The sequence below is a fragment of the Pantoea sp. NPDC088449 genome (assembly GCF_044753225.1).
GTDB classification, from domain to species: domain Bacteria; phylum Pseudomonadota; class Gammaproteobacteria; order Enterobacterales; family Enterobacteriaceae; genus Pantoea; species Pantoea floridensis.
Genome location: NZ_JBIVMT010000005.1, coordinates 1 through 12,344 on the forward strand (window position 1 = coordinate 1; position 12,344 = coordinate 12,344).

11 protein-coding genes are annotated in these 12,344 nt (G+C 55.2%); 3 read left to right on the plus strand and 8 right to left on the minus strand.

Translation table 11 applies throughout. The features are described 5' to 3' along the window. The first annotated feature begins 295 nt into the window (after positions 1–295). Positions 296–1,699, plus strand: coding sequence for a multidrug transporter subunit MdtD (mdtD, locus tag ACIP6T_RS20005; RefSeq protein ID WP_345827670.1), 1,404 nt, complete (start codon positions 296–298; stop codon positions 1,697–1,699). Here mdtD and rbsR read toward each other — a convergent pair. The 7 genes from rbsR to ACIP6T_RS20040 form a co-directional block, all read right to left on the minus strand. Continuing rightward, positions 1,696–2,688, minus strand: coding sequence for a ribose operon transcriptional repressor RbsR (gene rbsR, locus ACIP6T_RS20010; protein WP_400458579.1), 993 nt, complete (start codon positions 2,686–2,688; stop codon positions 1,696–1,698). The two genes, mdtD and rbsR, sit on opposite strands and share 4 nt — an antisense overlap. A 4-nt stretch (positions 2,689–2,692) precedes the next feature. Further along, positions 2,693–3,622, minus strand: a complete 930-nt coding sequence (rbsK, locus tag ACIP6T_RS20015; protein ID WP_345827669.1) for a ribokinase — start codon at positions 3,620–3,622, stop codon at positions 2,693–2,695. A 64-nt stretch (positions 3,623–3,686) separates the two neighbouring features. Continuing rightward, positions 3,687–4,562: a ribose ABC transporter substrate-binding protein RbsB gene (gene rbsB / locus ACIP6T_RS20020; protein WP_097095528.1), complete on the minus strand. Its 876-nt coding sequence runs from the start codon at positions 4,560–4,562 to the stop codon at positions 3,687–3,689. A gap of 26 nt (positions 4,563–4,588) precedes the next feature. Then, positions 4,589–5,560, minus strand: coding sequence for a ribose ABC transporter permease (gene rbsC / locus ACIP6T_RS20025; RefSeq protein WP_345827667.1), 972 nt, complete (start codon positions 5,558–5,560; stop codon positions 4,589–4,591). Continuing rightward, positions 5,557–7,065: a ribose ABC transporter ATP-binding protein RbsA gene (gene rbsA, locus ACIP6T_RS20030; RefSeq protein ID WP_345827665.1), complete on the minus strand. Its 1,509-nt coding sequence runs from the start codon at positions 7,063–7,065 to the stop codon at positions 5,557–5,559. Before rbsA ends, rbsC begins: the two co-directional genes overlap by 4 nt. Before the next feature lie 7 nt (positions 7,066–7,072). Continuing rightward, a complete protein-coding gene (gene rbsD / locus ACIP6T_RS20035; RefSeq protein ID WP_097095525.1) occupies positions 7,073–7,492 on the minus strand; it encodes a D-ribose pyranase in 420 nt (139 codons plus the stop codon). Between the two features lie 172 nt (positions 7,493–7,664). Next, positions 7,665–8,060: a YgiW/YdeI family stress tolerance OB fold protein gene (locus ACIP6T_RS20040; protein WP_400458582.1), complete on the minus strand. Its 396-nt coding sequence runs from the start codon at positions 8,058–8,060 to the stop codon at positions 7,665–7,667. Between the two features lie 180 nt (positions 8,061–8,240). Here ACIP6T_RS20040 and qseB point away from each other — a divergent pair, with 180 nt between their 5' ends. Together qseB and qseC are read left to right on the plus strand one after the other, a co-directional pair. After that, on the plus strand, positions 8,241–8,903 hold the full coding sequence (qseB, locus tag ACIP6T_RS20045; protein ID WP_097095523.1) for a quorum sensing response regulator transcription factor QseB: 663 nt from the start codon (positions 8,241–8,243) through the stop codon (positions 8,901–8,903). Then, the gene (gene qseC / locus ACIP6T_RS20050) at positions 8,900–10,231 is read left to right on the plus strand and encodes a quorum sensing histidine kinase QseC (protein ID WP_400458585.1); all 1,332 of its coding nucleotides are present in this window, start codon (positions 8,900–8,902) and stop codon (positions 10,229–10,231) included. The genes qseB and qseC overlap by 4 nt, the downstream gene beginning before the upstream one ends. A gap of 11 nt (positions 10,232–10,242) precedes the next feature. On the opposite strand, the gene kup is transcribed toward qseC, so the two are convergent. Beyond that, a complete protein-coding gene (gene kup / locus ACIP6T_RS20055) occupies positions 10,243–12,111 on the minus strand; it encodes a low affinity potassium transporter Kup (RefSeq protein WP_345827661.1) in 1,869 nt (622 codons plus the stop codon). Positions 12,112–12,344 lie beyond the last annotated feature (233 nt).

Genomic DNA, 12,344 nt, shown 5'->3' on the forward strand with positions numbered 1-12,344 from the left:
GGGATGAATTTCTTCACTCCCTGCTGAGCCGCCTGCGTTGCCGCTTTGCCGTCTCAGTGGTGGCGCATTATAGGGAGTTATTCGGAGCTGACAAGCATTTCCTGTAAAAAAATAACTGAGCGCCTCTTTTTTAAACGAACGCGTTAAAAACAGACATTTCTCGCTGAAGAATCAGTCAAAACCGCCAATGCAGTGACATAAATCAGCGCCACCACCTTAAACTCCAATGCTATTCTGTTTAGCCAAATGCAATTAACTTTGTTGTAGGCTGACAATTATTAGAGAAGGATTTTCAATGATTCGCTCCGCGCGCAGTATGGCCGGTTTGCCCTGGATCGCCGCCATGGCGTTTTTCATGCAAGCCCTCGACGCCACCATCCTTAATACTGCGCTTCCCGCTATTGCCACCAGCCTTGAACGCTCTCCACTCGCCATGCAATCCGCCATCATCAGTTACACGTTAACGGTAGCGATGCTGATCCCGGTAAGTGGCTGGCTGGCCGATCGCTACGGCACACGCAAAATCTTCATTCTTGCCGTTTCGCTGTTTACCTTGGGTTCACTGGCTTGTGCCTTATCTGGCTCACTGAGCATGTTGGTGATTTCACGCGTGATACAAGGGATTGGCGGAGCAATGATGATGCCCGTCGCGCGCCTGGCACTGCTGCGTGCTTATCCGCGTAGCGAACTGCTACCCGTTTTGAACTTCGTCACTATGCCGGGTTTAGTTGGACCGATTCTCGGCCCGATGCTCGGTGGCTTGCTGGTCACCTACGCCAGCTGGCACTGGATATTCCTGATCAACATTCCCATCGGCATCGCAGGCATCTTTTATGCGCGCAAATATATGCCAGACTTCACCACGCCAAAACGTCGCTTTGATTTTTTAGGCTTCCTGCTGTTTGGTTTGGGCCTTGTGCTGATTTCCGTTGGCATCGAACTGTTTGGCGAGCGCGTCGTGTTGCCATGGCAAGCCGTATTGGTGTTAGTAAGCGGTGTTGTGTTACTGCTTCTTTATATTGTGCATGCACGGCGTCATCCGGCACCGCTGATCAATCTTCCCATGTTCAAAACCCGCACCTTCTCGGTCGGCATCCTTGGCAATATTGCCTCACGTCTGGGTACCGGCTGTATCCCCTTCCTGATGCCGCTGATGTTACAGGTGGGCTTTGGTTATCCTGCGATAATTGCAGGATGCATGATGGGACCAACCGCGATTGGCGCAATACTGGCTAAATCCACGGTGACGCAAGTGCTTCGGCGTCTCGGTTATCGCCGTACGTTGGTTGGCATCACAATGATTATCGGTGTACTCATCGCGACGTTCTCATTGCAATCACCGGGCGGGAGCGTAGTTATGCTGCTGGCAGCGCTATTGATTTTGGGTATGGCGATGTCGACACAGTTCACCGCAATGAACACCATAACGCTCGCAGATTTGAATGATGAGAACGCCAGCGGGGGGAACAGTGTGCTGGCAGTCACGCAGCAGCTGTCGATCAGCTTTGGTGTGGCAGTTAGCGCCGCGGTGCTGCGTTTTTATCAGGATTTCGAGACGACCACCGTGCAGCAATTCCACGCCACCTTCCTAACGATGGGCGTTGTCACCGTGTTGTCGGCCTTTACCTTTATGATGTTGCGTCCAGGCGATGGCCGAAATCTCATCGCCAACCGCGAGAAAAAGAAGAAAGCCGCTTAAACCGAACCACGTTCTACCAGCTCCGGCGTCAGCACCAGCGTTTGCTGACTGGCGTCGGGATCGCTCATGCGATGTATCAAGGTATCAATCGCCAGTTCGCCGAGCTCATCTTTCGGTTGATGGACGGTGCTGAGCGGCGGCGTCAGGTAACGTGCCAGCTCGATGTTGTCATAGCCCATCACCGCAATATCCTGCGGCACACGCAATCCAGCCTGAAACAAGGCGTGATAGACGCCAACGGCCATCGCATCGTTGCTGGTAAAGACCGCTTCAGGCAACGAATCCAAAGTCAGTAATTGATTCATGGCGTTGAAACCGCCCTGAAACTCGAAATCACCATCAACGACATAGCCCGGCGGTACCAACAACCCGCTATTAGCCATCGCTTTATGGAAACCCTCAAGACGCAAACGCGCCGGGGTTTTATCCTGAGGACCCGCAATACACGCGATGCGCGTATAGCCGCGATCGATCAGATGCTGGGTAGCCAGTTCGCCGCCGAGCAGGGCGTTATCCTGAATGATGTCACCCCGTCCTTCAAACGGTGCCCAGTCCATCATCACCATCGGCACCGACGGATAACGATTGAGGATCTCCGCTGAAGGCAGATGCGTTTCGGTACACATCATTAGCAAACCATCGACACGCTTTTGCATCAGCGTTTCGAGGCTGCGGTTCATGCGTTCTTCATCACCTTCGGTATTGCACAGAATCAGGCTATAGCCGCGTTCGTAACAGCTGTTTTCCACGCCGCGCACCACTTCGGAGTAAAACGGGTTGCTGCTGGCGGTCAGCAACATGCCAATGGTGCGCGTTTGCTTAATCTTTAGGCTGCGCGCCAGCGCGGACGGCGCATAGTTGAGTTCGCGAATCGCCTGATCGACCTTTTCCCGCACCTGTTCGCTAACAAAGCGATTGTTATTGATGACGTGCGAAACGGTGGAGGTCGAGACGCCCGCCAGGCGAGCGACATCTTTCATGGTAGCCAAGCGCTTAACCCTGTTGTTGCAGGAAGGCGTCGATCTCAGTGCGCCACGGCACTGAGGGCTGCGCGCCTGGACGCGTCACCGCAATCGCCGCGGCGGCATGGGCGAAACGCACGGCATCATGCATCGCCACACCTTCCAGACGCGCGGTGATAAACGCACCGTTAAAGGTATCGCCCGCAGCGATGGTATCGATGGCCTGCACGTTGAAGCCCGGAATACGCACGCCGTTTCCTTGTTCACTCAGCCACACGCCGCGACGGCCTAACGTGATTAACACGGTAGCAATACCTTTGGCATGCAATGCCTGCGCGGCACGCGCTGCGTCTTCATCGTTCTTTACCGCGATGCCGGTGAGAATTTCTGCTTCGGTTTCATTTGGCGTGATGATGTCGATCAATCCGAGCAGCTCATTAGAAAGCTGTGTAGCCGGCGCGGGATTGAGAATGACCTGGGTATGCTGCTCTCGGGCAATTTTCGCCGCCGCCAGTACGCTTTCCAGCGGTGATTCCAGCTGCATCAGTAACGCATCGGCATCGGCAATTACCTGCTGATGGTGTGCAACGCGAGCCGGCGTCAGCGCTGCATTGGCGCCGGAATAAATGCCGATATTATTTTCGCCTTCGCCATTCACGAAGATCATCGCCACACCGGTGGCTTCATCCGCAACGATTTCGACCGGCGCAGTATCAATGCGATCCTGCTGCAGCTGCTGACGAATGCGTGCGCCAATATCATCGGCACCGACGCAGGCAATAAAGGCAATGTCAGCACCGGCACGGCCAGCGGCCACCGCCTGATTGGCCCCTTTGCCGCCAAAGGCAATTTGATACTGTTTCCCGATCACCGTTTCGCCCGGACGTGGAAAGTGGGTGAGGTTAAGGATGTGATCGGCATTAATGCTGCCGAGAACGGCCAGTTTTGCGCGTTTGCTCATTGGGATTCATCCAGAAAGATGCGCCACCGGGAAGGTGGCGCGTTGCCCTGCTTTTCTTTACTTATTATTTAGTCACCAGCTTCAGGTCAACCGGGTTCACCGACTGCACCTTCTCGCCTTTCAGTACTTTATCGGCGGTCTGCACGCCAATCACGCCAATTTTGTCTGGCATCTGTGCCACAGTAGCGGTCAGTTTACCCGATTCTACCGCTTTCACGCCGTCAGCAGTGCCATCGAAGCCCACCACCAGCACGTCGGTTTTACCGGCCGTTTGCAGCGCACGCAGCGCGCCCAGCGCCATTTCGTCATTCTGTGCGAACACCGCCTGCACATCCGGATGGCCCTGCAGCAGGTTCTGCATGACGTTCAAACCTTTAGTACGGTCAAAGTCAGCAGGCTGGCTCGCCAGGATGTTGAATTTGTGCGCATCTGCCGCTTGTTTAAAGCCTTCGCCACGCTCGCGCGCCGCAGACGTACCGGCAATGCCCTGCAGTTCAATGATTTTCGCGCCATCGCCCAGCTTTTTAGCGATGAAGTCACCGGCCATTTTGCCGCCGAAACGGTTGTCAGAAGCAACGTGGCTCACCACGGTACCTTGCGCAGCAACACGGTCCAGAGTGATCACCGGAATGTTCGCCTGGTTCGCCATTTTCACCGCGTTGCCTACCGCATCAGAATCGGTTGGGTTGATCAGCAGCAGCTTGGTGCCGCGTACGGTCAGATCCTGCACGTTCGCCAGCTCTTTCGCCGGGTTGTTCTGCGAATCCAGCACGACAAGGTTATAACCCAGTTGATCAGCTTCTTTCTGTGCGCCATCTTTCAGTGACACAAAGAACGGATTATTCAGGGTTGAAACCACCAGAGCAATGGTGTCCTTGGCCATTGCGCCAGCACTGAGGGTGGCGCCAAGAATGACGGCCAATGCAGTTAACTTTTTCATTTTTAAATCCTGTGTGAAGGTCAGAGTTATTTACTGCTTTTGTTATCCACCAGCACCGCTAGCAGAATGACGACGGCTTTAACAATCATTTGGTAGTAAGACGATACGCCCATCAGATTCAGGCCGTTATTCAGGAAGCCGAGGATCAGCGCACCAATCAGCGTGCCCATGATGCGGCCTTTACCGCCCGCCAGGCTGGTGCCGCCCAGCACCACCGCGGCAATGGCATCCAGTTCATAACCGGTACCCGCCGTGGGTTGTGCGGAAGAGAGGCGTGCCACTTCGATGGTGCCTGCCAATGCCGCCAGCAGGCCGCACAGCGAATAGACGATGATTTTGACGCGGTTAACGCTGATACCGGATAAGCGTGTAGCCGCTTCGTTACCGCCCAGCGCGTAGATGTAACGTCCGAGGCGCGTGTGATGCAGCATGTACCACGCGAGTGCAAATACCACTGCCATCAGCCAAACCGGCGTTGGGATGCCCAGCGGGCGGCCAATACCGAACCAGCCGAACAGATCGGCGTTATCGTTGAAACCGGTATTGATTGGGCTGCCGTTGGTATAAACCATAGTGACGCCGCGCAGCAGCAGCATCATCACCAGCGTGGCGATAAAAGCCTGCACCTTGCCGCGTGCGACTATTACACCGGTAAGAGCGCCAATTGCCGCGCCGAGCGCCAGCGAAGCCGCTACGGCGACCAGCGCATTCACTTCTAATCCGACAATTGATGCCGCTACCGCGCCCGTCAGCGCCAGCAGCGATCCCACCGACAAATCAATGCCTGAAGTCAGAATCACCAGCGTCATCCCCACCGCCATGATGGCGTTGACCGACGTCTGCTGCAGAATGTTGAACATATTCGGCAGCGTAAAGAAATTTGGGCTCTGGCTGGCGACCACGGCGATCAGCACGATCAACGCAATCAGGGATTTCTGCTCCAGCAGCCAGGCTTTGCTGAACCAGCGGCGGCTGGCGGGTAGGGTTTGGGTGCTCATACAACTAACTCCTCGCTGTGTTGCTTACCGACTGCCGCTGCCATCAGGGATTCCTGGGTAGCCTGCTCGCGGGAAAATTCGCCACTCAGATGGCCTTCATGCATCACCACGATGCGATCGCTCATACCCAACACTTCCGGCATTTCTGACGACACCAAAATGATGCTCAGCCCTTCGGCTTTAAACTGGTTAATTAACTGATAGATCTCTTTTTTCGCCCCAACGTCGACGCCGCGTGTTGGCTCATCAAGAATCAGCACATCGGGGCGTGTCATCAGACCTCGCGCAATCGCTACTTTCTGCTGATTACCACCGGACAGCAGCCCAATCGGCTGCTCCATGGAGGGGGTTTTAACGTTGAACAGGCGGATAAAATCGCCCACCGCCAGCTGCTCATCGCTGTGCCGGAGATTGCCCGCGCCGGTACTGAAATAGCGCAGCGCGGTCAGCGACATGTTCTCTTTCACCGACATGCCGAGCACCAGGCCATCGCGCTTGCGGTCTTCGGAGATATAGACGATGCCGTTCGCTAAGCCATCCTGCGGTGAGCGGGTCACGATCTCACGTCCATTCAGCGTGACTTTGCCTTTGCTGCGTGGCAGCGCGCCGTACAGCACTTTCATCAGTTCAGTGCGGCCCGCGCCCATCAGGCCAGACACGCCAAGGATTTCCCCTTTACGCAGCGTAAAGCTGACGTTATCAACGCCCGGCCCGCTCAGGTTTTCGACTTTTAAACGGATCTCGCCAGGTTGTTGATCAATGCGTGGATATTGATCTTCCAGTTTGCGCCCCACCATCATCTCGATCAGGCTCTCTTCGCTGAGATCGCTGACCGCGCGCTCGGCAATAAACTGCCCGTCGCGGAACACGGTGACGTCATCGCAAATCTCGAAGATCTCTTTCATGCGGTGCGAGATATAGACAATGCCGCAGCCCTGCGCTTTTAGTTCGTTGATCACGCGGAACAGCGACAGCGTTTCGGTATCGGTGAGCGCATCGGTCGGTTCATCCATAATGATGACTTTTGACTCGAAGCTAAGCACTTTCGCGATCTCAACCATCTGCTGATCGCCAATCGACAAATCGCCCACCAGCTTGTGGCTGCTGAAGCGCAGATTAAGGCGTTGTAACAATCCATCCGCTGCGGCATACATCTTTTTCCATTCGATGCGGCCAAAGCGGTTAACAAATTCACGACCAAGGAAAATATTTTCGGCGACGGTCAGCTGCGGAATCAGGTTCAGTTCCTGATGGATAATACCAATGCCCGCTTCCTGCGAAGCTTTCGGGCCCGAGAACGCCACATCCTTACCCAGCCACTGCATGGAGCCGGCGTCCATGCTGTAAATGCCGGTCAGCACTTTCATCATGGTAGATTTACCGGCACCGTTTTCGCCCACCAGCGCCATCACGCGGCCAGGATAGACGGCAAGCGAGGCGCCATTCAGCGCTTTCACGCCAGGAAACGATTTTTCAATCCCTTTGAGTTGCAATAACGGTTGCATAACGGCCTCAGAAGGTCACGCCAGCGCTCAGGATGACATTCGCATACGGAGAACACTCTCCGCTGCGAATGACCGCCTGACTGCGCTGTGTCTGTTGTTTGAATTGTTCATGGCTGGTGTAACGGATGGTGATGACATTCCCCTGGTGCCGTTGCAAGGCTTCGAGCACGGCGAGCAGTGCGCTGTGGAGCGGCGGATTATGCTGTTTAATCTCCTCCGCCATCAGGGCGCTTTCGACCTGCATCTCCTGCGTGATAACGTCGACCACCTGTAAAAATTCGGGCGTACCCGGCGTTAATGCCAGATCGATGCGCTGTGGACCGGCCGGAATCGGCAAGCCTGCATCTGCAATCGTCAGCGTATCGGTGTGCCCCAGGCGGGCAATCACATGAGAGACTTCAGCGTTTAACAAGCGACCTTTTTTCATTTCTTCCACTCCACAGCGAAACGTTTCGCTGATCGGGAGTGTATAAAATGCGCGCGGCAACTCAATGACGACATCACGGAAATGTGATCGCCATCGAAACGTTTCGCTTGTGCCAGCGGGAATTTGAGTTTGGTGGGATGGCGGAGCCGCTTACACGGCCCCGGGGAGGAAATTATGGCAGTTTACGTACCTGTTTCACGTCCAGTTCGATAGCGTTGAAATCCTTATCCAGTTCGCCGGTCAGCTCCACCTGATCCTTCGGTGTGATGGTCAAACCGTTCCAGCGTTTATGATCGATTTCGACCTTCATGGTGCCAGTAGCATCGCGGAACTGATAATCCTCATCACCGATTTGCTTATCAAGCGTACCGCGTACGGTAATCCAGCTATCGTCTTTCATCTCTTCGGCCTGTTTTACCGTGACGATGCTAGTGTTATCGGCTTTGAAACCACCAGACTTGACCTGTGCCGTTGGTGCAGAGGGATCCACAAAACCCCCTTGCTGCGCAGCAAGAACCGGCGTGGCGGCCAGCGCGACAATCGCGAATAAAGCAGCAGATTTTTTCATTTTTCACCTCGTTTCCATGAATGTGTTGGTTTACATGCGCTATTTCACCATAAGGTTCTTAACAGGATCTTAAGAGAACGCTTTGCGCATACATTCCTGAAAAATAGCCTATTTGCCGCGATTTTCGCTGTACAAGAAAGAATGTGCTTCGTATAACTCCGCTTAACAGAAGGAGAAGTTATGCGCATTTTATTGATAGAAGATGACGCCCTGATTGGCGACGGTTTGAAGGTTGGCCTCACCAAACTCGGCTTCAGCGTCGACTGGTTTGTCTCGGGGGAAAGCGGATTTCAGGCCCTAACCGCCGCGCCCTGGGATGCGGTAGTGCTGGATCTGTCGCTGCCGGAACGCGATGGTTTAGACATCCTGCGTCAATGGCGCCAGCAAGGACACGATGTGCCGGTGCTGATTCTCACGGCGCGCGATGCGCTCGATCAGCGCGTGCAAGGATTGCAGCTCGGCGCCGACGATTACCTGTGCAAGCCGTTTGCGCTAACAGAAGTAGCCGCACGTTTGCAGGCGCTGATCCGTCGTCGTCATGGACAGCTGCAGCCAGAGCTTAAACACGGCAAGGTTACCCTGGCACCCGGCAGCCACAGCGTAATGTGCGATGGCGAAGCCGTCAGCCTGAAGAGTCGGGAACTGGCGCTGTTGGAGCTCTTTCTGCGTAATCCTGGCCGCGTGCTAACGCGCAGCCAGCTGGAAGAAAAACTGTATAGCTGGGATGAAGATGTCTCCAGCAATGCGGTGGAAGTCCATATTCATCATCTGCGTAAAAAACTCGGCAGTCAGTTTATTCGTACCGTGCATGGCGTGGGCTATACGCTGGGAGCGGTGGAATGAGCCTGTTCCTGCGCCTCGCCATCGGTTTTGTCGTGCTGATCCTCTTGTACGGCGGACTTGCCGGCCTCAGCGCCTGGCAGCAAACCCGCGATACGGTGAACGAGCTGTTTGATACGCAGCAAATGCTGTTCGCAAAGCGCCTGATCGCGCTCGATCCCACCTCGCGGCAAGACGTTACGCTGCCAAAAACCAAATCTATCCTGCGTCATCATCGGGGCGATCAGGATGATGATGCACTGGCATTTGCCATTTACAGCGCCGAGGGCAAGCCGCTGTTGAACGATGGCGAAAACGGTCGCGATTTGCAGTTTGATCATCAGCGCGATGGTTTTGTCGATGGCCACCTGCGCGACGATAAAGACAGCTGGCGCTTAGTGTGGCTTACCTCTGCCGATAAACGCTATCACGTGGTGGTGGGTCAGGAGTGGGAATATCGCGACGATATGACGCGCGATTTGGCACTCAGCAGCTTGTTACCCTGGCTGATCGCCATGCCCTTTATGCTGCTGTTTTTGCTGGCGCTGGTGTGGTTTGAGCTGCGTCCATTGAAACGCCTTACCGCATCGCTGCATCAGCGTGCGCCGGATGATGCTAAACCGCTGCCGGACGCGCGCCTGCCCAATGAGGTGAAACCGCTGGTGGTAGCGCTGAATGGTTTGTTTAACCGCATGGCACAGCTGGTACAACGTGAACGCCGCTTTACCTCCGATGCCGCCCATGAGCTGCGTAGCCCGCTGGCGGCGCTGCGCGTACAGAGCGAAGTGATTCAGCTGGCCGATGATGATGAAACGATGCGCAAACGCGCCATTCAGCAGCTGGATAGCGGCATCGTGCGCGCCACGCGCTTGGTAGATCAGCTATTGACGCTTTCACGCGTCGAGGCTGACGATCTGCGCAGCGAATTTCAACCGGTCGCTTTAGCGCCGCTGCTGCAAAATCTGCTGGCGGAGCATTTCCCGCAGGCGGAACAGCAGCATACCGATTTAGTATTTACTCACCACGCCGAACCGGTGATGAACGGTCATCCGCTGTTGCTGAATTTAATGGTGCGTAATCTGCTGGATAACGCGCTGCGCTACTCACCTTCGGGCAGCATCATCAATGTGCAGCTTAATGCGCGCGCCATTACCGTTGACGATAACGGACCTGGCGTCAGCGAAGAACAACTGGCGAGGCTGGGTGAACGCTTCTGGCGACCGCCGGGACAGACACAAACCGGCAGTGGATTGGGGCTTTCCATTGTGAAGAATATTGCCCAGCTGCACGGCATTCGATTGCAGTTCAGCCAGCGCGTCAGCGGAGGATTGCGCGTCACCTTAAGCTGGTGACGCGCAGAGCGTTAAATCTCGACCTGGGTTCCCAGTTCGATCACGCGGTTCGGTGGGATTTCAAACTGATCCGGCGCGCGCAGCGCATTACGTTGCAGCGCGAGGAACAGCTTGCCGCGCAGGCGCAGATACCACGGACGATCGCCGATTATTAGCGATTCATGCGACATGAAGAACGAGGTTTCCATCATGCGGCAATTCAGCCCTTCAAGGCCGCAGCGGTGGAAAATCTCCTCCACGTTCGGCGTTTCACGCCAGCCGTAGCTGGCCACTACGCGCCAGAAAGTGGGCGACAGCTGCTCAATCGTCACTCGACGTACGTTGTGCACGTAAGGTGCATCTTCAGTGCGCAGCGTCAGCAGCACCACGCGCTCATGCAGCACTTTGTTGTGTTTGAGATTATGTAGCATGGCAAATGGAATCACATTGAGCGCACGCGACATGTATACCGCGGTACCTGGCACCCGCACCGGCGGCGATTTCTCCAGTGAAGCAATCATCGCTTCCAGAGAGTTACCGTGCTCATGCATACGACGCAGCAGGCGGAAACGCTCGCTTTTCCAGGTGGTCATGATGATGAACATCATCAGCGCCAGCGTCAGCGGCAGCCAGCCGCCGGAGAACACTTTGATCAGGTTGGCGGAGAACAGCGACACATCGATGCACAACATGGCAATCAGAATCAGCACTACCAGATAGCGGTTCCAGTGCCAGTTTTGAATCGCCACGGTAGAGCAAAGAATCGCGGTCAGCACCATGGTGCCCGTTACCGCAATGCCGTACGCCGCGGCCAGATTGCTGGAGTGCTCGAAGCCGACAATCACAATTACCACCGAGAAGTAGAGCAGCCAGTTGATCACCGGAATATAAATCTGCCCGGACTCTTCCTCAGAGGTGTGCACAATGCGCATTGGCGGCAGGTAGCCGAGACGCACCGCCTGACGCGTTAACGAGAACACGCCGGAAATCACCGCCTGCGAGGCGATCACCGTGGCTAAGGTCGCCAGAATCAACATCGGGATCAGCATCCAGTCCGGTGCGAGCAGGAAGAACGGGTTTTTGATCGCTTCCGGATGTTTGAGCAGCAGCGCGCCCTGACCGAAGTAGTTCAGCACCAGCGATGGCAGCACCACGATGAACCAGGCAAGACGAATCGGGAATTTACCGAAGTGGCCCATATCGGCATACAGCGCTTCCACGCCGGTAATTGCCAGCACCACCGCGCCAAGCGCGAAGAAGGAAACGGTTTTGTATTCGATAAAGAAGTGCAGCGCCCAGTAGGGATTCATCGCGTGCAGCACGTCCGGGTTGCTGATGATGCTGCGCGCGCCCAATACCGCCAGAACCAGGAACCACAGCAGCATTACCGGTGCGAACAGCTTACCGACAATGCCGGTGCCGTGCTTCTGGATAACAAACAGCAGGGTCAAAACGGCGATCGCCAGGGGCACGATATAGGCATCCAGACTTGGGGCCGCAATTTCCAGCCCCTCAATTGCAGAAAGCACCGAAACGGCTGGTGTAATCACCACTTCGCCGTAGAAGAAGCTGCCGCCAATCAGTCCCATGATCACCAGAATCGCCGTTGCTCTGGCGCCAGTATTGCGTCCGGCCAGCGACATTAGCGTCAAAATTCCGCCTTCTCCGGCGTTATCTGCACGCATCACGTAGCTGATGTACTTGAGTGATACCACCAGAATCAGCAGCCAGAAGATCAGCGAAAGAAAGCCAAAAACCGCTTCACGTTCAACGCCAAAACCAAACTGGCCAGAGAGACATTCACGCAATGTATAGAGCGGGCTGGTACCGATATCGCCATACACCACGCCAATAGCCGCCAGCGTGACTGCACCAAGGGACTGTTTCTTATCCGAGCTCATAAGTTGTCTTTTGTTGGAGCCGGAGGCACTTGCCTACCGCTCAAGCCATCAAAAAGCGCACAGTATGCACATATTCCCAAAAAAACCTACTCTTACAAAGTGTCACCATCGCGTCGGTGACGCGGTTTTTCGCCGAAAATCGGGCTAAAAAACCGTTGGAAGCGGCGAGTTCTCTCGCATCAACCTTCTGAAACAAAAAAGCTGACGGCTATCAACGCATTCGCGCATGATAA